Below are 21,385 nucleotides of genomic sequence, written 5' to 3'. Positions count from 1 at the left end.
TTCTTATTTTTAGATAAGAAAAATTATACTCTTGGAAAAACGATTAGGATATATGCTGAGGGAAGAAGAAATGAAATTTTGAGGAACTTTTCAAGTTAAACACTATTAAAATATTTGCACTAGCCAACTTCCATGCATGAAAGCTATAACGGTATAAGAAACTGAAGCGAATATTGTAAGTCCTTTAATGAACGCCGAGCGGGGTACTTTTTTAAATATGATGAATAATAGAAGGAAGATGGAAAGGGAAGCTTTCAAACTAACGAACATTAGTGGGCTGACTTTAAATATAGCACTCATTACAGGATTCAACTCTGAAATGAGTTTATGCTTAACCCCAAACCAGGTAACAACAGCATCAAACAGATTCAGGACGGTCAGATAATAAAATAAAAGGGTCATATTATTCACCTCATTGTTGTGTTATTAAAAATTTTTAAATTAAATTTAAAGGGCTATGCATAGTAGTACTCCCAGGCATGAGCCCTTTTTAAAGTATTAATACAAACGTTGTTTTTTTCTTCATGATATCTCCTACAATAGTACAAATAATTAAAAAGTATGTGCGCAACCAACCCTACTTTTATTAACTAGTTTAAAGTGATAAGAGTGTTTAATATGATAACACCCACCCGCAAGCCTATTGATTATTCTTTCGTTATTTTACTCTTTCTATATCTTATAATGAAAAATATTAGTCCACATAAGATCAAACTAATTCCAATGGCAATTAAATTAAAACTATTTGTACTTGTATTAGGTAATCGTTCTCCAGGATGCTCGTTTGATGACCCAACTTGTTCCTCTCCCATTGCATTAAATAATAATTTAACATCAGTAGACAATCCCTGAAATTCATTCCCTATTTCGTGAGGGACTAAGACTTTAACCGAAAGTATTTCACTAGTAAATATCAATAAATTCCTGGTGTTTTTTAGACCTTTAAATTCACTTAATTTCCCCGAATACAAATTGTTATTGTTTCTGTCATTTATTTCAAGATAAAGAGAATCATAATATTCTTTTGACCCTTTGACATACTCTGACCACATATTATAATTGAAATTTAAGGTCCCTTTATTTATCACCTTAATTTGGCTTGTGATGCTGTCCCCAGGTTTCAATCTATCTACCATAATAAAATAGTCTCTTGGCAAAGTATCGATATCAACAATAGGATCCAATTTATTTGCATTTGTTTCATACAAAGGATTTAGAAGCAATACAAAAATACCAAAAACCAAAAAGGTGAAGATAAAATTAAACTTTTTCATACAATCCTCCACCATTAATTAAAAGGTGGGAATGTTGATTCCCACCTCTCAAAATTTTAGTTACCACTGTTATCTCTGTCATTAATATTGTCATTACGCTTGAATTCTCCGCCTCCACCTGTGGAACCGTTATCAACTGCACCTTGATCAATATTTTCGCCATTATATTGTAAAGCTGTGAAACTAAAGTTGATACCAGTAGATTTACCTTGCAAGTCGTTTTGTTCTACTCCAGTATCTTTAAATTTGATAACATATTTCAAACCTTTAATTGTCTGTTCTGTAGTCGTACCATCATTATCATTAGCATCTAAGTATCCAATGTATTTTCCAACATTAGATATAGTGTTTCCGTTAACCACAGCATTCCCAGTACCGAATACTGCTAGAACTTCCCTTAAAGTTACTTCACTTTCACCTGGGAAATACTCGGCTAATAGGTCACCATCAGTTTCATTACCTAAATAAAGCTTTTCGAATACAATAACATCTTTCATTGCGTCATAAGTTGTTGAAGGTGCTTCCATCTTCAAGAAAATATCAAACGGCAAGGATCCTTGGTTATTCAACATCATTGCAGGTTCTTGGTTATCAACAACAGCAGAAAGTTTATCACCTGGTTTAAAGTTTACAATGTTGAATTTTTCTAGGTAAGTAGAATTTGGTGCAATGTTGATTGTTCCGTTTGTAAAAGAGTTGGCAGAGGCAGTTGTATCACTAAAGTATGCAAACGTACCACCCATTACTGCCATTGCACCCATTGCAACAGAAGCCATACTCATAGCCGCTTTTTTCTTAATACTCATTTCTTTTTCCTCCTTGCCCTTAAAGGGTATGTATTTTTTATATTTAATCTAGAAGGATTATCCCCCTAGTTTAAAACCAAACTGATTAATTAAATTGATTGATCATTTGTGGATGCTACTTTTTTAGATGGATCCCATTGTTTAAAAATCTTCCAAAGTGATATTAAGTTATAAATGATTAGGATTAAACCTGGAAGAATCAAACTTAACGCAATTCCTTTTTTAGATTGTAAAAAGCCAAGTATATAACCCGCATAAGGAACATGGATATTAGCATATTTACCTATAAGAGACTGAGCTGGCACAGCTATAGGATCCTCAGTTTTGTTATTATCCCCTTGCGTAATATATTCAATTTGATTTCCTTGACCCTTAATTTCCTTAATCCGATGAGTTACGATCGTATTAGCCTTAATTGGGGAATAAAAGGTAATAATATCTCCTTTTTCCAATGTTAATTTTTTTTTGTCATCTAGCGGTTTAACCCCAACTACAGATCCTGTTTTTATTTTAGGCTCCATAGACCCAGACAAAACTAACATTAATTGGTTGCCCATTACAGATGGTTGACTTCCTGTTATTCTTGAACTGACCATAATATAAAGTGAGATAATCAATAACAGAACTAGAACAAAAGATATTAAACTACTAACAATCTTTAAAGCGATTTTCATCTTGTTCACTCCTGATTTGTGTTATGGTTTTACTTCTGAGCTTTCCTCATTCTCTTCAGAAGGGTTTTCTTCACTGTCACCATTACTAACATTTTCATTTTGTTGTTCATCATCACTTTCTTCTGGGTGCTCTTCTTTCACCAACTCATCTGTATCCTTGTTATCCACCGTCTCTTTATTTTCAGCATTTTTTTCATTTTCGGTCGACTCTATTTTTTGATCATCTGTTGGTTCTTTAGTTGGATTATCTTTATCATCTTTTGAATCTAGGTTTGCCTTATCTTCTTTTTTCTCGCTGCCATTTCCGTTATTATGGTCATTACAATTTCCCTCAGGACAGTATTCATCTTGATGGCCTGGATTATCTCCATCTCCTCTTTCATATTCTTCTTCATCACAAGGTTCGCTTCCGTTTCCTATTCCTGAGTTATCTTTACATTTTTGACATAACTCTTTATGACTTTTTTTATATTCTTTATCTTCACAAAAGTTTTCCATAGTCTGTATCGATCCAGCAAACTTAGTATTATCTACAAAGTAAGAATATGTATCTGCGGTGATAAAACTTATAGTCAGGATCAGTACGTAAACAATAAAAAGGTTGGTGAGAATGAATAGGTGTTTTTTCTTTCTATTAAAGTTTTGTTTCCTGGTTCTCTTTTTTCTACTTGGGTAAAATGTCAATTCATTCACCTCTTTTCACACTATAAAGTTTCCTAAGATCGCAATATGTTCTTTTTAACGAACTTTATATTGTGAGTATATGCCAACATACTAGTTTTGAAAAACCTCAAATTCGGCTGTTTTTTCTTAATAACGCACGAATATCGTTCGTTATCTCTTTTTATCTCCAATTTTCTTAATATTTCGTAAACTAAATAGAACGTTTTGTTATATATATAGAACAACAAATTATTGGAAAGCGCCTCCTAGACTAAGGAGACGCTATGGTATCGTTATTTTACTAAGGATTTTTCTTGAGACAAAAATCCGCTGACTACCTCATGAAAATAATCCACTGGCTTTAATTGATCAACAAATTCATGTCCTGATTTCCATGTTTCTTCTATATAAACCTCCATCATCCTTCGAACGCGTTCATCCCCACCTTCAGCATACTCCAAAGCATTCACACTCTCAAAAACCTTCACCATCAATTCAGCTACCCGCTTTGAGTGAAAAGTCTTATGGTCATGAGATGCTTTCTGCAGAGAAGCCAGCAGTTTCTCCAACTGCTCAATCCCGCCACGGACTTGATCCAAAAACTCTCCCTCAATCCCAGCAATACGCTCCTTCATCTCCTCCAAAAACAACTCCCCAGCATCAAACTTCTCCATCAACCTCAATACTTCCAGCCCAAGGATATTGGCTGTTCCTTCCCAAACGGTCAGCACTTGAGCATCCCTCAATAACCGCGGCGTAACAAAGTCTTCAATGTATCCATTCCCTCCATGCATTTCGATGGCTTCGTGTGTGAAGTGGACGGCTTGTTCTGAGGTTTCTTTTTTCAGTAGAGCGATGTAGAGTCGGTTTAATACGATGTCTTTTTCTGATACTCCCTGCTCATTCCTCATGACTTTCTCAAACAAAGGGAGGTATTTAAACACTGTTCGGGTTTCGATTTCGAGTTTTACGGCCATTTTCACCAGGGAGTTTTTGATCATCGGGAAATCGGCAAGTTTTTTGCCGAAGGCATCTCTCTTCAATGCGTACTCCCGAGCTTCACGATATGCACGGCGCATGATGCCGAGTGAGGCGACGGTGTTGCAGACGCGGGAGAGGTTGAGTGCTTCCATCATGTAATAGAAGCCTTTTGCTGGGTCTCCGACTAAAAAAGCTTCTGCTCCGTCGAATTCGACTTCGGCGGATGGGACTGCGCGAACTCCTAGTTTATCCTTGAGCCTACGGATTTTGATGCCGTTGAGCTTTCCGTCTTCTTTGCGCCATGGGACGGCGAATAATGTCAGTCCCTTTGTGCCTGATGGGGCTCCTTCTTTCCTTGCTAAGACCATTGCGACGCCGCACATTCCTGCGTTGGAGGCGAAGTATTTTTCTCCATAGATTTTATAGCCGTCGGCTGTCTGGACTGCTTTCACCACGTTTGCGCCGACGTCGGATCCGCCCTGGCGTTCGGTCAGGAAAGTGGCGCCTTCGTATAGAGTTGTCTCTCCTGTTGATAAAACATGGGGCAGGAATTTCTCTTTTAACTCTGGTGATGCGTACTGGTCCAATAAATAAGCAGTGGCCATCTTCAAAGTTACTGGACAGTAGAAGCCTGCTTGGGTTTGGGACAATAGATAGCCCTGGGCATAGGAATAGATATAATTCCCACGTCTCCCCAGTTCGGGAATATCCTTGTGAACATAGCCGACAATCCCGGTATTATAAGAATCCTCGACTGTTTTCCGGTAGCCTTCATTCACCCATACTTCGGAGATATCATCGCCATAGGCATCGAATTTAATCAGCTTCGGCTGGCCTTCGCGGTCGGTGAATCTGGCTCGCTGGTCGATTTCGTTGGCACATTTTTCGCCGAACACCAGCAGCTCCCGGTCTGCGTACTCAAAAAATTCTTCATCCAATAATTCCTTCGGCAAAGCTCGAAACTGCGGTTCTTCCTTATAAAAATTCATTCATTTAGCCTCCCTTTGAATTCAGTCAACAGCCTTTCGATTTCTTCCCTGATCTCAACCAGTTCACAAATTCTTTCATTCACTTCTGCGAGCTTTTCCTCTCCATACTGAATTGTTCGCTGTAATTGTTTTTCACCAGTCCGATCCTCGTCGAATAGCAATACCATTTCTTTAATTTCATCAAGTGAAAATCCAAACCGCTTCCCGCGGAATACAAGTTTCAAGCGGGTTATCACTAGCTGTGTAAATCCTCCAGCCACCTTCTGTCCTGGATGGCAGCAGTAAACCGAGCTCTTCGTAATAGCGGATGGTACGGGTTGTAACTCCAAACTGCTCCGCCAAGTCAGAAATCGTATACATCAGCAAAACCTCTTTTTTTACAGAATAGTCAGTAAATTAATTATACCATTGACGTTAACGTAAAGAGCAAGCCAGATTCCCAATGGAAACCTGGCTTATTTTTTCACATATAGCAGTGGGTCAACGCTGTTTGATTTCTCATAATTCCACTGGCCTTCATGGATTTCAAAGTGGAGATGCTTGCCCCTGCTGTCGCCGGTGTTTCCCATATAGCCCAGCAACTCGCCTTTCTTGACAGGCTGACCTGTTGTGACTACGTTTTTTTCCAGATGGGCATAAAGCGTGGTGAAGGTCTTGTCACCGATTTTGTGGGTGACCAGGACGCAGTTTCCGTATGTAGCAGAATAATATGAGCGGATGACTGTTCCGGATGCAGCCGCGACCACTTCCGTTTCTGCCGATTCATCGGCAATATCGATACCTGCGTGCAGCCTGCCCCATCTAGGACCATATCCCGAGGTCAGTTCTCCCTTTGTAGGCATGATAAAAACGTCCTCAGATTCAGAGGCAAGCTTCTCCACTCTCTGGTTTTCTTTTAAAATCGCAATCTCCTGGGATGCGAGGTTGACATAGACCTCGTACATGTCCATCAGCTGTGATTCGCTTTCCTCCTTACTGGCATGAACAGTTTCAAGCAGACGCTGCTTCTCCTCTGCCTTCTTCTCCAAGTCAGCTTTCAGCGACAGCATTTCCTCCTGGTCCTTTTCCAGCAGGATTACCTGGTCTTCAAGCGCTTCTTCCTGTTCCTTCAGCGACTCCAATTCAGTTTTGTGTTTTGCCAGCAAATCTTTATCAGCCTTAATGATTGTGCTGACCGCGATTGCTGCATCAAACAACTGGGAAACGTTTTTTGTATCAAAAATCAAATCTACATACATTCCCAATCCATCGTTATTTTGCATCAAACGCAGTCGTTTTTTGATTAATTTCTCCCGGTGTTCGATGTTGGAGCTGAGCTTGCGAATTTCATTTTCCATGTTCGCTGCAGATTGTTCTGATGAATCAAGGACGATTTGAAGATCCCTGATTTTCTGATTCAGCTCTGTCATCTCATCATCCAGCGCCTTCAGTTCGGAGAGGTATTTTTCTTCAGCCTTGTCCATTGCTTTAATTTGGTTTTCTTTTTCAGTGAAGTTTTCCTTAAGCTCTAGCCGATGCTGGCGGATTTCCGAGTCTTCTGCTGATTCAGCAGGCTGCACGCCTGTCATGACTAGTCCGGCTATTATTGCGATTGTAAAAGTATTTTTCCTCATCTCACGCCCCCTACGCTTGGATTCTATCAATTAGTATATCTCTACAAAGCTACTAAACCTGTCGACTTCTGTTGTCGCTTTTCGTTTTTGCAGTAGGACAGTAGCAACTTTCACCCATTGCTGTCATAATGTAAATGGATGTTTGCGTAAATACACTAAAGCGCTAAATGAATCTGGAGGGATGAGGACAATTGAGCCATGCTGCTTTGAAGTATCAGTCAAAATTAGATTTGAAGGAAACCGAAATAGCGATTAAGAAAACGAAGGATTTTTTTGAGAACCATCTTGCTGAAACATTAGAGCTGACAAGGGTTTCGGCGCCGATTTTTGTCAGGAGCGGCAAGGGGATCAACGATGATCTTGCGGGGAATGAACGGGTGATTTCCTTTGATGCGCCTGGTGTGGAAAACGATGTAATGGAGATTGTTCAATCTCTTGCAAAGTGGAAAAGGATGGCGTTGAAGCGCTATGGTTTTTCTCTGGGAGAAGGACTTTATACAGATATGAACGCGATCCGGCGCGACGAAACTCTCAGCCAGCTCCACTCCCTTTATGTTGATCAGTGGGACTGGGAGAAAGTGATTTCCCGGAAGCAGCGGAATGGGCAGATACTGAGGACAACTGTTGAGAAAATTTTTGATGTGATGAAAAAAACAGAAATTTTCCTGGCAAACCTCTATCCGACCCTCGGCACGATCTTGCCGGAAAAAATCAGCTTCATCTCCTCACAGCAACTGGAGGATCTTTATCCCGAGCTATCACCAAAAGAACGGGAGGATAAAATTGCAGAAAGGTTTGGGGCAGTTTTTATTTCGGAAATCGGCCACGAACTTCGCTCTGGCCAAAAGCATGATGTCCGCTCACCTGATTATGATGATTGGAATTTGAATGGCGATCTATTGCTCTGGTACCCGCCATTAGGCCGGGCAATTGAAATGACTTCAATGGGAATCAGGGTCGATGAGAAAAGTCTGCTGGAACAATTGAAGCTTGCAGGCCAGGAACAACGAACCCAATTGGAGTATCACCAGGCGTTATTGAACAAAGAGCTGCCATATACAATTGGCGGCGGGATTGGCCAATCGCGGCTGTGCATGTTCCTGCTCCGGAAAATTCATATTGGCGAGGTCCAGGTTTCTGTGTGGGATGAGGAAACCATCGAGGAGTGCCGGAAGCGGAATATTCATTTATTATAGAAAAAGCAAAAGCCACCAACTATGACTCGCTCCTTGATTGCTAACAATCAAGGATCAGTTCACAACGGGTGGCTTTTCGTCTTATTTTTGAATCAAGTAATCTACCAATTTCTCCTTTGGCTTCCCAAAGATTTCTTCTTCTAGGCGCTTGCCTGTTGGTGTTGCCGCAAGTCCGCCTTCTGCTGTTTCCCTTAATGCGGATGGCATTGTCTGGCCGATGGCATACATCGCACCGATAACTTCATCGCATGGGATTCGGCTTGTGATACCTGCCAGTGCCATGTCAGCCGCAGTGATGGCGTTCGATGCACCCATTGCGTTTCTTTTTACACATGGAACTTCGACCAGCCCTGCAACTGGGTCGCAGACTAATCCAAGCATGTTTTTCAATGTGATTGCAAATGCATCAGATGACTGTTGCGGAGTTCCGCCAGCCATTTCAACAATTGCAGCCGCAGCCATTCCGGCAGCCGATCCGACTTCTGCCTGGCAACCGCCGGCAGCTCCGGAAATCGATGCGTTATTCGCTACGACAAAACCGAATGCAGCGGTCGTGAACAGATACTCGATCATCTCCATGCGTGTCGGGTTCAACTTTTCCTTTACGGCAAAAAGTGTCCCCGGAACGACACCTGCTGATCCAGCAGTTGGTGTCGCGCAAATGATACCCATTGCGGCGTTCACTTCATTTGTTGCGACCGCCTTGCTGACAGCATCCAACAATAGATTACCAGCCAGCGATTTTCCGCTGTCGATGTACTTTTGCAATAAGACTGCATCCCCGCCGGTAAGACCGGTCTGGGACTTAACGCCAGCCAAACCTCTTTCCACTGCGCGTTCCATGACCTGCAGGTTATTGTCCATCTGGGCAATGATATCCTCACGCGAGCGGCCAGAAACTTCTATTTCTTGCCGAATCATGATTTCGGCGATCTTCACCTGATTTTTTTCAGCTAATTCAACAAGCTCCGCAACATTACGAAACATGGCTTGCCCTCCTGATGTTACTCAATTTTAGTCAACGAGACGGATAACCTGATCAACGCCATCAAGTGCGGTTAACTCCGCATAAACTCCGTCTTCGAGTTTGTGGTCCATTTCGATGACCATGACGGCGATGTCTCCCTTGTCCTTGCGGGAAACTTCCATATGGCCGATGTTGATTTGATGCTTTGATAAAACCGTTGTCACAGCTGAAATCAGCCCGAATCGGTCATGATGGACGACGAGGATCGCCGGGTTGGCGCCGGACAGCTTCAGCTTGAACGAATTGATTTCTGTAATCTCAATCGTTCCGCCGCCGATGGAAATCCCGACGATTTCAAGCTCCTTGCCCTGTCCATCATAAAGATTTATTTTTACCGTATTCGGATGCTCTGTGACTGCATCCTCGGTGATGAATTCAACTTCGAGCCCGGATTGCTCAGCGATTTTCAAAGCGTCTGGAATCCGTTCATCAAATGTATCAAAGTCCAAGATCCCGGCAACGAGTGCCAGGTCCGTTCCATGTCCTTTATACGTTTTAGCAAAAGAGCCGTACAAGGAGATGACGGCCTTTGTCGGCTGCTTCTCGAACAATGTGCGCGCCACACGGCCAATCCTTGCAGCGCCGGCTGTATGCGAACTCGATGGCCCGATCATCACCGGACCTATAATATCAAATGCAGAACGATATTTCATGGTGCACTGCCCCTTTACCAATCTATTGAAAGCGATTTCATATATAAATAATTTATTAGAGTCCTAACCATAGTTATCTTACCACATTCTATATAGAGTTTAATCATAAATTTACTGGAATTTAAAAACCATCCCAATCAATCAGGATGGTTCATTCACGCTTACTCTATTCCTGCCGCTGTTTTTCGATCTATACAGTGCTTCGTCAGCACGGTTAAGCAATGAGTCAATATTGTCATTCTGACGATATTCCGTGACACCGAAGCTTGCGGTTAGACTGCCAGCTCCTTTAAAGCAGTGGTTCTCGACCATTTTGCGGAAATGTTCGGCTTTTTCATAGGCTTGTCCACCGGTACTGTCGATGATCAGGATGAATTCCTCTCCGCCCCAACGGCCGAACAGGTCACCGTCACCTAGATTTCCAGAAACGATGGCAGACAGCTCCTTCAGCACACAGTCGCCAATCTTATGGCCGAACACATCATTAACCTTTTTAAAATGATCGATATCGAAAAAGATGATGGAAAACGGTTTGCCTTCTCTTTCCGCAGACTCGAGCCTTTCCTCAAGCCAGACATCAATCTGATGCCGGTTGGCGACGCGGGTCAGGGAATCAAGATAGGCGTACTTCTTAAGCAAATCTCTTTCCGTAAAAGCACGGAACATATTTTGCGCGTAATAGAGGACCAATATATAGACAATATTCGCCGCATGGAACTGCGTGAGCGAATCGATTGATTCAGATGTCAACTGCCCGCTGTGAATCACACCGATTGCCAATGTTACCATGAAAATGAAGATTGAGTAATACAGTCCTCTTTTAATGCCAAGCGCCAAAAAGAAAAACATGATGATGAGCGGCATCCAGACAATGAAGTCTCCCAATGAGCCGCCTCTTTCCGCGAGATCATTGGAAACGACATCGAACATCGTGGTGATATGATACACACTCACCAAAAAGAGAGTGACATATTCCGCTATGCGAATTCCACGATTTGTATATGCTATAACCCAGCTCATGGAAAACCAGATGATCAGCGTTGTATTAACCACTGTATCGAACAGGCTGTTATGATTTAAAAAGCTATTGATGACCAGGGCAACCGTAATAATCGGGAGCATCCACATGTACACGCTTCGTTTAAGTTCTTCAATCGTTTCAAAGTTATGAAACATCGTTCTCATCTCCCCTGCCATTCATTGGCAACGCTTCTTTTCATGTAAGAACGTGTTGCCTGGTCCAGCAGCTTTATAGGCTCAAGATTTTTCCTCGAAAGTAATTATTTTGAATTTGAAATATATTGCTGTGGGATGCGACCATTACTGCATGTAACAGCGGTTTCCACTCTACTTCTATTGTACTAGAAAACTCTATTTTAGTATATTTCCAAAAGCAAAAGAAGAAGCAAAAGTCCCAGAAAAGACCTTGCTTCTTCATAAAATTTTATCCAAAGATCCTTTATTCTTCAGACCAATTCCAGTACGACATATCCCCGAGATTCGCCCCCTGAATTTGTTCGTTCTCCTTCAACTTCAGCAATTCTTTTACCGGACCGGTCACGACAGCGCCGTAAACCTGGAATCCCTCCTTCATCAGGTAATCGTAGCGCTCTTCAAGATGAGAGAGACCGAGGAAATTCTCCCGGTAGCTCGCTGATTCATTTTCAATAAGATTTTTCATTTGCTTCAACATCCGTTTCTTATTTTCATCAGTCAGATTTTCGTAGAGCAGATTCTTGCTTGTTGAATTGTAGCCATCATGGGCATCACGGCCGCCCGTGAAGCCGAAAGGTGCAACCGAAACAGAGTTGCTGCTGCCCCACCAGCTTTCTTCATACTCCTTCAATTCACCCGTATACAATGGCATCCATAGTACATCAAGATCATATGGCTTCAAAAACTCCAGCATTTCCTCTGGTGTCATATACTTTTTCGTCGAAAAGGACAGCTCGGCAACCGTGCCTTCGTGAACCTTATCGAGCTTCGTCCAGACCGATGGATCTTCATTAGCTTCCAGCTTGTTGCCTGTCTTCGGATGTTCTGGAAGATAAAAATTGTATTCTCTCTCGGTTTTAGGCTTGAGGTATTCCGTCTGATTTGTTGAGTACATAGGAACCAACCGTTTTGCCAATTGTTTCGTGCCAACGAGTTCAGGCTCTTTTCCAATCATCTTGTAGACTGGATAAGAAATTTTTTGCGTAAGAAAAGGTGTGATCTCGGCTGAGTCGATGCTGCCAAACTCCTCCTGCATATTCGGCTGCGTCCAGTCCATTGCCACCCGGCTGTAAAAAATATGTTTTTTATCAAGACCAAGCGCATGATAGCTGATTGAAACAACCAACATATACAGCCAGAAGAAAAACAGTGTGGCGAGAATCACCTTAATGACCTTCACCGTCAATGCAAATCGATATTTAAAAAGGATTTTCTTTTCCTTATCTTTAGTCCAATCCATGTTCATCGTCCTTCCATCCTTGTTTTTCCGCCATATGCGCAAGTCTTTTACGCGCCCGGTGAAGCGTGACCTTCACCTGGTTTTCCGTCAAATCGAGCGCTTCCTCTATTTCCTGGTAACTGAACATCTCGACCTCACGCAAATACAGGATCGACCGGTACTGTTCCGGCAAATAGGTCATTAGCTGCTGCAGGTCATCGGAGATTTCCGCCTGAATCGCTTCGTCCTCCGGAAGCCCGTATGGACTCGCCATCTCATCCTTTGAAAATAGATAATCCGCGAACGGTACCCATTTTCTCCGCTGGCGACGACGCCATTCATCCAGATAGGCATTGCGGGCAACCTTGAACAGCCAGGCCCTTACATCCTCATTCTCGTAAAAAGAAAGCGAAACCGTTGCCCGCACAAAGGTTTCCTGCGTCAAATCCTCGGCCAGCTGAGGCGACCCTGAAAGCTTCAGCAAAAAGTAATACAGGGGCTTTGTGTACTTCCTATATAATTGTTCGAGTTCATTCCTTCTGCCGTCATCCATACTACTGCCCCTCATTTTTAAAATCTCGATACTAAAACGATGAACTATGTAAAATGTTACACTCAATATAAGTGTTTTTGTAAAAAAGTTTTCAAAACACTATTTTCACGGTGAACGGCTTGGCTTTCCTTTTTCGAAGTATGGTACATTATATAGGAACAAAGTGAAGGGAGTTTTTCAAATGACTGAACAAAATAATGCATTGCCGCCAAAAACATGTGAGATCGAGCGTCTGATCACAATGGAAGACGATATTAATCTAGTACTGGAAGGCAAGAAGACAGCCACTCGCCGTAACGGCCGTTATGCCGATGTAGGCGAAGTCATGGAGTTAAAAGGAAAGAAATTCGTTGTGGACAATGTCTACTCACAGTCTCTTGGTGAATTGACAGACGCTGACGCACAGCGTGAAGGCTATGAAACAGTCGAGGAGTACAAGCAGTCAATCCTGTCTTACCACCCTGGAATGCCTTGGCTTCCGCAAATGCGCGTTTGGGTACACGAATTCAGCCCTGTTGAAGAATAAAAAATGAATCTGGCATACCGAGCGATTATTTATCTTCACGTCGCAAGCGTGATTATGTCGATTGGCCCGTTCTTCATTTTGATGCCAATTGTAAAAAAACTGCCTGATGCAGTGGGGAAAGAGCTCGAGGCTCATCTGGCTACATTGAAATCAGCTGTCCGGCTGTCAAAGCACGCCGGCCATGTACTGATTGGAACAGGAGTGCTGCTCGTCATCCTCGGACCATGGACATGGCAAACACCGTGGATTATCGCGACACTGGCCTTGCTGTTTGCCTCACTCTTTTTCCTTGCAAGGGCATTCTCGCCAACACTCCGGAAATTTGCCGAAGAAGGCGCGAATAAAATAGAACTCTCCGCAAAACTGAAACGCACCATTTGGACATACATCATCCTGTTGATGTCGATGCTCTGGTTCATGGTCGTGAAACCGAATTTGTGGTGAGGAAGCTGAAGCCCGGGCCGTGGTGCCCGGTTTTTTTTTACACTTGGTCGATATAATGCTAAATGTGGTCGATATATTTAAAAATCCGCCGATATATTCAAAAATGTGGTCGATAAAATTCAAAATCCGCTGATAAAATCAAAAATGTGGTCGATATAATTTCTTTCGCCAATAAATTAATTGGGATTAATAAATAACACTAAATCTGCCGGCAAATATCCTTACCTGAACCAAAGTCCTGCGCTGCTTACTACATTTCCCCTTATTCATGTCCATATTGAGCCGGTTTTCCCCATAAAAAAACTGCCATCCCAAAATGGCAGCAATCCCGATCATTTCTTCGCTTCCTGCAGTGCTTCTTTTTCCACCAAATCCATAAAATCGGTGACGACTTTTTTGTTGTTCTTTTCTCCGCCCAATTTCAGCAAGGTCTTTCCCAGGAAGTTCAGCCCCGTATTCTGGCCTTGGTAAATGAACCGGGTTTCATGCTCCCCGACCTTGATCAGCGTATACGCTGCTTCAACCTGAAATGCTTTGGCTAGCGTGAAACCGATTTTGTTGTGTTTTTTATCAGGAGTATTTTCGTGCTCGAGGTCCTCAACAATATAAGTTTCGATTCGTTTGCCTTCTTTATATTTCTGCTCGTATTTCGAGCCGACGACTCCTTCTTTCTTTTCGATCACTTTGTTCTCTATCACATTGGGCATGATGCGCTGAATGTTCTCCAGTTGAAATAATGTCCATATTGTTTCGATATTGACCGGTATGATCCGCTCTTCGTGCCACTTAATCATCTACTTCGCCCTCCATCCCAAATTCGAAGAAATCATCCATTTCTTCAATGAGTTCATTCAGTTCCTGCACCTGATTGACGAGTCCCTGTCTCTTTTTCAATAAGATTTGTTCCAGATTTTCAAACGATTCATCGTTCACGACGGTCAGCATTTCCTGGATGGTAAAATTGAACCGCCTCAGATGGACCAATAACAGCGCAACCAAATAGGAACCATTGTCATAATAGCGGTACTTATTATTGTGGTCGATGAATACAGGCTCGAGCAGCTTGATCTCCGCATAATATCTGAGCGTCTCCTTGCTGAGCCCTGTCATTTTGGAAAATTCGCTTACCTTGTACATTTCGGCCCCCTTATAGAAACATCTTAAACCATGTAGTGCACCACATGGTCAAATTATTTCCGTGAATATAGAAAAACAGCCACCAAAATAGCGGCTGCTTAGCAGAAATCTCTGTTGCTCTTTGTTAAAAGAAAATCGTCTTTAAAGTCTATCGTCAAACCTTTTGTTTCATATTCAATCGAAGGGTCAACAGCGACCTTGATTCCATTGACCAGGATGATTTCATCGTCTTCGTCCGGCTCATCCAGAGCCAGTCCAATTTTGGAGCTCCTTCAGCTGATCCCGGCAAAATAAAGCCGGATGCCTGGAATCTGCTTCTCATCCAGCAGGTTCAATATTCGTTCACGTGCTTTGTCAGTTATCTTCATTTTTTCTCAGGAAAAATTCTCTCAAGAGATGTGATCAATTTGGAATCAAGATTCAGTACTTCACGAACTTCTCTTGCTTGTGCCTTCGCTTCATCAACACTATTAGCTTTACCTAGTTTCAGCAATGTTCCAGCGGCAAGGGTACCTGTCCGCGTTCTGCCAGTTGAGCAATGAAAGTAGATGTTTTTTCCGGCATCATAAGCTCGCTCCACTTCCTCAATCGCCTTCTGAACGGACTCATCCTGCTGGGAGTCATCGTCATACATTGGCAGATGTGTGCGTGGATATTCATACTCGCCATCCTTATTTTCCGCTCGCAAATCATAAACCATATCGATTTTCTCGTTTTCAAGCAGTTCGGGGATCGCATCTGTACCGCCGATAAAAATCCTGCCAGGTATCAAAGCTTGGTAGTTCTTGCTCATTCATTGCTCCTCCTTTTAAAAAGGCCAAGAGTTTCCCCTTGGCTTCGAATTATTTCCCTGTCTCAGCGAATGTCTTGATACGGTCGCTGATTTGGTCGCGGACGCGCTGGAATACGGCCCACTTTTCTTCTTCTGTTCCTTCAGCTTTTGCCGGGTCGTCAAAGCCCCAGTGTTCGCGTTTTACATGTGGAGGTGTTACCGGGCAGTGCTCATCTGCGTGCCCGCAAAGTGTGACCACAAGCTCTGAATTGTTCAGGATTTCTGGGTCGATGACATCTGATGTGTGGCCAGTGATATCGATTCCCACCTCATTCATCGCCTTTATAGCATTCGGGTTCAATCCGTGCGCTTCAAGACCCGCACTCTTCACTTCCCACTCGTCACCCAGATACTTTTTTGCCCATCCTTCAGCCATTTGGCTTCTGCAAGAGTTTCCAGTACATAAGAAGTAAATAGTTTTTTTAGCCATAGTAGAATCGCTCCCTTATTAGATAATTAGCAACCAAATATATAGACCTACCAAAGTGATGAACAGAGTAGGAATGGTTAAAATGATTCCGGTTTTAAAATAAGTGCCCCATGAAATCTTGACGCCTTTCAGTGAAAGGACGTGGAGCCACAATAGTGTTGCCAGTGATCCGATTGGCGTGATTTTCGGACCTAAATCAGAACCAATGACGTTGGCATAAATCAGTGCTTCGCGGACCACTCCTGTTGTATTAGTATCCGCAATCGCCAGCGCGTCAATCATGACAGTTGGCATATTGTTCATGACCGAAGAAAGAATCGCGGCGATGAAACCCATGCCGATCGTTGCGACAAATAAGCCCTGGTCAGCTGCAGCCTGAATGACATCAGCAAGGATGTTCGTCAATCCGGCGTTTCGAAGACCGTAAACGACCACATACATACCAATTGAGAAGAATACAATTGCCCATGGCGCGCCTTTGACGACGGTCGTCGTATGGACAGCTGGGCTTCTTCTTGCCATCATCAAGAAGAAAATCGCGACGATGCCGGCAATGAATGATACCGGGATATTCAGGAATTCGCTAGTGAAGTAACCGAAAAGAAGGACTCCCAAAACAATCCAGGATAAGCGGAACATTTTCATATCCTTAATCGCTTCAACCGGCTTTTTCAGATCAGACATCTCGTAGTTTTTCGGGATGCTTTTTCTGAAGAATAAATACAAGACCAAAATACTTGCACCTAATGAGAAAAAGTTCGGCACGATCATGCGAGACGCATACTCGACGAATCCAATATTGAAGTAGTCAGCAGAAACGATATTGACGAGGTTGCTTACAACCAGCGGCAATGAGGTCGTATCGGCAATGAATCCGCTCGCCATGATAAAAGGAAACACCATTTTTTCTTCGAATTTCAGGTTCCTCACCATCGCCAGAACGATTGGCGTCAAAATCAGTGCAGCGCCGTCATTCGCAAACAATGCAGCAACTGCAGCACCAAGCAGGGTGACGTACACGAACATTTTCACTCCGTTACCCTTTGCTGCCCTCGCCATATGTAAGGCAGACCATTCAAAAAATCCAATCTCATCTAAAATAAGTGAAATGATAATAATTGCGATAAATGCAAGTGTTGCATTCCAGACAATCCCCGTAACATCTATTACGTCCTGGAAGTCAACAACACCGAAGATCAAAGCTAAAATGGCTCCCCCTACCGCTGACCAGCCAATTCCCAGCCCTTTAGGCTGCCAGATGACCAGTGTCAGCGTCACGAGGAAAATCAGTGAAGCGATAATCGGTAATGACAAATCCACACACCTCCGTTAATCACAGGAAATCCGTTTTCCCTGCTTTTCAAGTTCTGTTAATTTTTCTTCCTGGCTTGGAAGTGCATCCATGAGCAATTGAACAAAATCGAAATGCTCATATTGCCGGTTCAGCGAGTAAAAAATCCACTGCCCTCTCCTGCTTTCTTTTACCAAACCTGCATCCTTCAGCTTGCGAATATGCTGGCTGATCGCCGGCTGGCTGGCATCGAACATGGCTACAAACTCACAAACACAGCAATCGTGATCAGCAAGAATTCTCATCATCGTCAAACGCGTCTTGTCACCAAGCAGCTTAAAAATTCCAGCAGCCTGATCCATCTCAATACTTTGCTTAATCAATTACTCTCCACCTCCAATTACTGTATCATCATATAATAATTTGCTTATATGTTCAATAGTGATCATATGTAAAGAATATTAAGGTTTTGTAAAGGCGGTTATTTGCCTTATTTTAAACAATTGGAACAGATATTATTTAAAGAAAAAGCGCCCGGGTTTCATCCAGACGCTGATTGTGATTCGCTATTAAACCAAAATACCTTTCAGATCATTGACTGTGAGCAGCTTCCCTGTGGAAACCACTTTTTCGTCGATGACAAGTCCGGGCGTACTCATTACCTTATATTTCATGATTTCCTTAATGTCTTCAACTTTTTCTACCTGTGCTTCAAGCTGTAGTTCTTCTACCGCCATGCGAGTGTTTTTTTCGAGCTCCTGGCATTTTTTGCAGCCTGTACCTAGTATTTTGATGTTCATCTTCATTTCCTCCTCATAAATTATAAGATTGCATTGAAACCATAACCAATCAGGATGATCCCTGTGGTGACAACGCCTGCGAAGACAGCAATAAGCTTTGGTTTGATTATCTTCCTGAGCAAAATCATTTCCGGAAGGGACAACGCCGTGATGGCCATCATGAAGGCCAGCGCTGTACCTGCACCTACCCCTTTGTTTAACAATGCTTCGACAATAGGCAGGGAGCCGACGGCATTAGAGTATAGCGGCACGCCTAAAATCGTCGCGATCGGAACTGCGAAGAAATTGCCTTCCCCGGCATATTTGACAAGCAAATCCTGCGGCGCATAGCCGTGAATGAACGCCCCGATGCCAATCCCGACTAAAAGGTAGAGCCAAATCTTCTGTACCGTCTCCACTACATTCCGGGCAGCGTAAATCGTTCTTTCCTTAAGCTCCTCTCGAGTGAATAACGCCTTGATTTTTTCGGCAAACGTTTTGTTATCGCCCTCAGGCATATGAATCCTTTCCTGGCCGGCCGCAATTTCATATACATATGACTCCACATGCTTTTCCATCTTCAGCTTGCCAATGATGGCACCAGCGACAATCGCCAGAGTCATTCCGGCAAGGACATAAATCAAGGCTACTTTCCAGCCGAAAATGGAAAACAGCATGACCAGCGAGATTTCGTTCACGATCGGGGATGAAATCAGGAAGGTAAATGTGATGCCTAAAGGGATTCCAGCCTCGACAAAGCCGATAAATAAAGGCACCGTCGAACAGGAGCAGAATGGCGATAGCACTCCGAGAAAAGCCGCCATCACACTGGCAGCGCCTTTCCTTCTGCCTTCAAGCCAATCCTTTACTTTTTCAGGCGGGAAAAAGCTCCTGACGAATGAAATCGCGAAAATCATTACCGCGAGCAAAAATAAGATTTTCGTCGTGTCGTAAATGAAAAAATGCAGTGCCCCGCCAAGTCTGGAGGACAGCTCCATATTCAAGACATCGACGACAAGCCAAGTGGCCAGTTGATTAAACATGTAAATCGCCTTCTTTTATATACGGAATCAGAGGTGCCAGCCTTTCCTTGTCCAGACTGTAGACAGTGAACTTACCTTCTTTTCTAGATTGGATGAGCTTTCCTTTTTCCATGATCTTCAAATGGTGGCTGATTGTTGAGGATGCTCCCGACAGGCCATCCACGATTTCACACATGCATAGATCCTCGAACCATAATAGTGTCATGATTTTAAGTCGTGTCTCATCTCCGAGCGCCTTGAAAAAGGCCGCTGTGCTTTCAAGCTCTTCCGCAGCATTCATAAGAAGAAATTCTTCCTTGGCTCTGGCAATGACCCCTTGCATGGTGTTTGACGATTTAATTTCCCATCCAGTTCGACAACTCATTAAAAGCACCTCCCACTAAAAGTATATAACTATTTTTCTAGTTTTGTAGTTTTTGTTTTTGACATATTTTCGACTTCTGAAAAATAAATCAAAAGTTTTTGATTTAACAGTTGCAAAATGGTTTTACAGGAAATACAATACAATATATCAAGAGATTTTGATTAAGGAGAGCTGAAAGTGGAAAAATTCATTCCTTTAACAGACCTGACCATTGACTCCAAAGCTACTAAGGAACCACCGCTTCAAAGCACCTTTGAAAAATACGAAAAGAAATTCAAAGCCCTTGCCGACCAAAAACGCCTGCACATCCTCAATCTTCTATGCCAGCAAGACTCCAGCTGCGTTTGTGATCTAAGTGAACTGATTGACATGCCCCAATCAAAATTGTCGTATCATTTGAAGATTTTGCTTGATGCCAATCTGATCAAAAAAGAAACAAAGGGAACCTGGAGCTACTACACAGTAAACACCGAAGAAATAAACCACCTCCTATCTCCAGAGCTTTGCTGCCTTTTCAGACCTAGCAACTGTTGTTAGGTTAACTTTTCAACATATTAATCAATTTTTTTTGATAAATAAATCAACATATTTTGATTAAGGAGAGGATATATATGTTTTATCAAGATTATCAAGCTTTGGCGCAGTTAAAGCAGCAGGAAGTTGAAAGGAAAGCTCGACACGCGTGGAAGTTCTATGAACAGCCGGAAACGAAGCAGTTCCCTTTGTTTTCCGGAAACAAAAACAGCAGCCTAAATGCTGCGCAGTTCCAGCTAACGCTTAATTAATGGAGGAAGAAGGTAGAGGTTAATGATTGAATTTCTTAAAAGCTTTTTATGGATCGCCCTTGAATTAACGGTGCTTTTTATCGGGATTTCCTTCTTGATCAGCCTGCTGCAGGGATACATTCCTTATGAAAAAATCGAAAAGAAACTGACAGGACGGAATAAAGTGTTCGCCAGCTTTGCCGCCATCCTGTTCGCATTTATCACACCATTTTGTTCCTGCTCGACGATACCAGTAGTCGTCAATATGCTGAAAAAGAAAATCCCATTTTCAATCGTTATGATTTTCCTCTTCGCTTCTCCGGTATTGGACCCAACGATTTTAACCATCATGGGTGTTGTAATGGGCTGGAAAGTAACAATTATTTACACAATCATCACAAGTGTTTTCTCGATTGTTATCGGCTTTACACTTGATAAGCTGGGATTTCAGCGCTACGTCAAAAACGTCATCATGTCCGGATATGAAGAAAAGAACCAGAAGTTCAATTGGAGATTTGCATTAGACGAAACCTGGTCGCTGATGAAAAGTGTCTACCCTTACTTGCTGATTGGTGCCGCGATTGGTGCAGTCATCCACGGACTCGTTCCAACGGAATTCATCACGAAATGGTTCGGACACGATGCATGGTGGCTGATCCCAGTCGCTGCAATTGCAGGAATTCCTTTATACATCAGGCTTTCGAGCATGATTCCGATATCGCAAATGCTGATCATAAAAGGAATGGCCCTAGGCCCTGTAATGGCAATGATGATTAGCTCAGCCGGTGCCAGTCTGCCTGAAGTCATCCTGCTAAAATCAATCTTTAAAAAGCAGCTTGTGATTGCCTTCATCGCATCTGTCATCATGATGTCTACTATCTCTGGGTTTGTGTTCTACTTCGTTTAATTAAT

General features: G+C 42.7%; 27 protein-coding genes and 1 pseudogene. 6 read left to right on the top strand and 22 right to left on the bottom strand.

Annotation, left to right across the window (positions count from 1 at the left end; all coding sequences use genetic code 11):
• Positions 1–105: 105 nt before the first annotated feature.
• The 8 genes and pseudogenes from RH061_RS23070 to RH061_RS03780 form a co-directional block, all read right to left on the bottom strand.
• The gene (locus RH061_RS23070; protein ID WP_396654858.1) at positions 106–402 is read right to left on the bottom strand and encodes a DUF5658 family protein; all 297 of its coding nucleotides are present in this window, start codon (positions 400–402) and stop codon (positions 106–108) included.
• A gap of 245 nt (positions 403–647) precedes the next feature.
• Positions 648–1,274 carry an LPXTG cell wall anchor domain-containing protein gene (locus tag RH061_RS03810; RefSeq protein ID WP_311074059.1) on the bottom strand — a complete coding sequence of 209 codons (627 nt, stop codon included), beginning with the start codon at positions 1,272–1,274 and terminating at the stop codon, positions 648–650.
• Positions 1,275–1,330: 56 nt separating this feature from the next.
• Complete coding sequence (locus RH061_RS03805) at positions 1,331–2,080, bottom strand: TasA family protein (RefSeq protein ID WP_311074057.1); 750 nt, start codon at positions 2,078–2,080, stop codon at positions 1,331–1,333.
• A gap of 89 nt (positions 2,081–2,169) precedes the next feature.
• A complete protein-coding gene (locus RH061_RS03800) occupies positions 2,170–2,754 on the bottom strand; it encodes a signal peptidase I (protein WP_311074055.1) in 585 nt (194 codons plus the stop codon).
• Positions 2,755–2,775: 21 nt separating this feature from the next.
• On the bottom strand, positions 2,776–3,438 hold the full coding sequence (locus tag RH061_RS03795; protein ID WP_311074053.1) for a hypothetical protein: 663 nt from the start codon (positions 3,436–3,438) through the stop codon (positions 2,776–2,778).
• A gap of 272 nt (positions 3,439–3,710) precedes the next feature.
• The gene (locus RH061_RS03790; protein WP_311074051.1) at positions 3,711–5,387 is read right to left on the bottom strand and encodes an acyl-CoA dehydrogenase family protein; all 1,677 of its coding nucleotides are present in this window, start codon (positions 5,385–5,387) and stop codon (positions 3,711–3,713) included.
• A pseudogene (locus tag RH061_RS03785) lies at positions 5,384–5,747 on the bottom strand (MerR family transcriptional regulator). Before RH061_RS03785 ends, RH061_RS03790 begins: the two are co-directional and overlap by 4 nt.
• A gap of 95 nt (positions 5,748–5,842) precedes the next feature.
• Positions 5,843–7,000: a murein hydrolase activator EnvC family protein gene (locus RH061_RS03780; RefSeq protein WP_311074050.1), complete on the bottom strand. Its 1,158-nt coding sequence runs from the start codon at positions 6,998–7,000 to the stop codon at positions 5,843–5,845.
• A 206-nt stretch (positions 7,001–7,206) separates the two neighbouring features.
• Between RH061_RS03780 and asnA the strand changes: the two genes are divergently transcribed.
• Positions 7,207–8,196, top strand: a complete 990-nt coding sequence (gene asnA, locus RH061_RS03775) for an aspartate--ammonia ligase (protein ID WP_311076257.1) — start codon at positions 7,207–7,209, stop codon at positions 8,194–8,196.
• An 81-nt stretch (positions 8,197–8,277) separates the two neighbouring features.
• On the opposite strand, the gene sdaAA is transcribed toward asnA, so the two are convergent.
• The 5 genes from sdaAA to RH061_RS03750 form a co-directional block, all read right to left on the bottom strand.
• Positions 8,278–9,183, bottom strand: coding sequence for an L-serine ammonia-lyase, iron-sulfur-dependent, subunit alpha (gene sdaAA, locus RH061_RS03770; protein WP_311074049.1), 906 nt, complete (start codon positions 9,181–9,183; stop codon positions 8,278–8,280).
• Positions 9,184–9,210: 27 nt separating this feature from the next.
• Entirely contained in the window at positions 9,211–9,876 is a 666-nt protein-coding gene (sdaAB, locus tag RH061_RS03765) for an L-serine ammonia-lyase, iron-sulfur-dependent subunit beta (protein ID WP_311074047.1), read from the bottom strand.
• A 141-nt stretch (positions 9,877–10,017) separates the two neighbouring features.
• The gene (locus tag RH061_RS03760) at positions 10,018–11,052 is read right to left on the bottom strand and encodes a GGDEF domain-containing protein (RefSeq protein ID WP_311074046.1); all 1,035 of its coding nucleotides are present in this window, start codon (positions 11,050–11,052) and stop codon (positions 10,018–10,020) included.
• 283 nt (positions 11,053–11,335) lie between these two features.
• On the bottom strand, positions 11,336–12,337 hold the full coding sequence (locus tag RH061_RS03755; RefSeq protein ID WP_311074044.1) for an anti-sigma factor: 1,002 nt from the start codon (positions 12,335–12,337) through the stop codon (positions 11,336–11,338).
• Positions 12,318–12,863, bottom strand: a complete 546-nt coding sequence (locus tag RH061_RS03750; RefSeq protein ID WP_311074043.1) for a sigma-70 family RNA polymerase sigma factor — start codon at positions 12,861–12,863, stop codon at positions 12,318–12,320. Before RH061_RS03750 ends, RH061_RS03755 begins: the two co-directional genes overlap by 20 nt.
• Before the next feature lie 181 nt (positions 12,864–13,044).
• Here RH061_RS03750 and RH061_RS03745 point away from each other — a divergent pair, with 181 nt between their 5' ends.
• Positions 13,045–13,389: an ASCH domain-containing protein gene (locus tag RH061_RS03745; RefSeq protein ID WP_311074041.1), complete on the top strand. Its 345-nt coding sequence runs from the start codon at positions 13,045–13,047 to the stop codon at positions 13,387–13,389.
• A gap of 3 nt (positions 13,390–13,392) precedes the next feature.
• Complete coding sequence (locus RH061_RS03740; protein WP_311074039.1) at positions 13,393–13,833, top strand: hypothetical protein; 441 nt, start codon at positions 13,393–13,395, stop codon at positions 13,831–13,833.
• A 332-nt stretch (positions 13,834–14,165) separates the two neighbouring features.
• Here RH061_RS03740 and RH061_RS03735 read toward each other — a convergent pair whose 3' ends face one another.
• From RH061_RS03735 to RH061_RS03695, 9 genes are all read right to left on the bottom strand, one after another.
• Positions 14,166–14,627 (bottom strand): SRPBCC family protein, encoded by a 462-nt coding sequence (locus RH061_RS03735; protein WP_311074038.1) that lies wholly within the window; start codon positions 14,625–14,627, stop codon positions 14,166–14,168.
• A complete protein-coding gene (locus RH061_RS03730) occupies positions 14,620–14,970 on the bottom strand; it encodes a MerR family transcriptional regulator (protein WP_311074036.1) in 351 nt (116 codons plus the stop codon). The genes RH061_RS03735 and RH061_RS03730 overlap by 8 nt, the downstream gene beginning before the upstream one ends.
• 364 nt (positions 14,971–15,334) lie before the next feature.
• On the bottom strand, positions 15,335–15,763 hold the full coding sequence (locus RH061_RS03725; RefSeq protein WP_311074034.1) for a protein-tyrosine phosphatase family protein: 429 nt from the start codon (positions 15,761–15,763) through the stop codon (positions 15,335–15,337).
• A gap of 49 nt (positions 15,764–15,812) precedes the next feature.
• Positions 15,813–16,232, bottom strand: coding sequence for an arsenate reductase (thioredoxin) (gene arsC, locus RH061_RS03720; RefSeq protein WP_226645766.1), 420 nt, complete (start codon positions 16,230–16,232; stop codon positions 15,813–15,815).
• Positions 16,233–16,250: 18 nt separating this feature from the next.
• Positions 16,251–17,546, bottom strand: coding sequence for an arsenic transporter (locus RH061_RS03715; protein ID WP_311074030.1), 1,296 nt, complete (start codon positions 17,544–17,546; stop codon positions 16,251–16,253).
• A 15-nt stretch (positions 17,547–17,561) separates the two neighbouring features.
• Positions 17,562–17,906 (bottom strand): ArsR/SmtB family transcription factor, encoded by a 345-nt coding sequence (locus RH061_RS03710; RefSeq protein WP_311074028.1) that lies wholly within the window; start codon positions 17,904–17,906, stop codon positions 17,562–17,564.
• Positions 17,907–18,092: 186 nt separating this feature from the next.
• Complete coding sequence (locus RH061_RS03705) at positions 18,093–18,323, bottom strand: thioredoxin family protein (protein WP_311074026.1); 231 nt, start codon at positions 18,321–18,323, stop codon at positions 18,093–18,095.
• 20 nt (positions 18,324–18,343) lie between these two features.
• Positions 18,344–19,345 carry a permease gene (locus RH061_RS03700; protein ID WP_311074024.1) on the bottom strand — a complete coding sequence of 334 codons (1,002 nt, stop codon included), beginning with the start codon at positions 19,343–19,345 and terminating at the stop codon, positions 18,344–18,346.
• The gene (locus RH061_RS03695; RefSeq protein WP_311074023.1) at positions 19,338–19,709 is read right to left on the bottom strand and encodes an ArsR/SmtB family transcription factor; all 372 of its coding nucleotides are present in this window, start codon (positions 19,707–19,709) and stop codon (positions 19,338–19,340) included. The genes RH061_RS03700 and RH061_RS03695 overlap by 8 nt, the downstream gene beginning before the upstream one ends.
• A 210-nt stretch (positions 19,710–19,919) precedes the next feature.
• Here RH061_RS03695 and RH061_RS03690 point away from each other — a divergent pair, with 210 nt between their 5' ends.
• From RH061_RS03690 to RH061_RS03680, 3 genes are all read left to right on the top strand, one after another.
• Positions 19,920–20,246 carry an ArsR/SmtB family transcription factor gene (locus RH061_RS03690; RefSeq protein WP_311076255.1) on the top strand — a complete coding sequence of 109 codons (327 nt, stop codon included), beginning with the start codon at positions 19,920–19,922 and terminating at the stop codon, positions 20,244–20,246.
• Between the two features lie 74 nt (positions 20,247–20,320).
• A complete protein-coding gene (locus RH061_RS03685) occupies positions 20,321–20,494 on the top strand; it encodes a hypothetical protein (protein ID WP_311074022.1) in 174 nt (57 codons plus the stop codon).
• A 22-nt stretch (positions 20,495–20,516) separates the two neighbouring features.
• Positions 20,517–21,380: a permease gene (locus RH061_RS03680; protein ID WP_311074021.1), complete on the top strand. Its 864-nt coding sequence runs from the start codon at positions 20,517–20,519 to the stop codon at positions 21,378–21,380.
• The last annotated feature ends 5 nt before the right edge of the window (positions 21,381–21,385 follow it).

The organism is Mesobacillus jeotgali (assembly GCF_031759225.1).
Lineage (GTDB): Bacteria > Bacillota > Bacilli > Bacillales > Cytobacillaceae > Mesobacillus > Mesobacillus jeotgali_B.
This window is presented reverse-complemented; position numbering and strand designations above follow the sequence as displayed.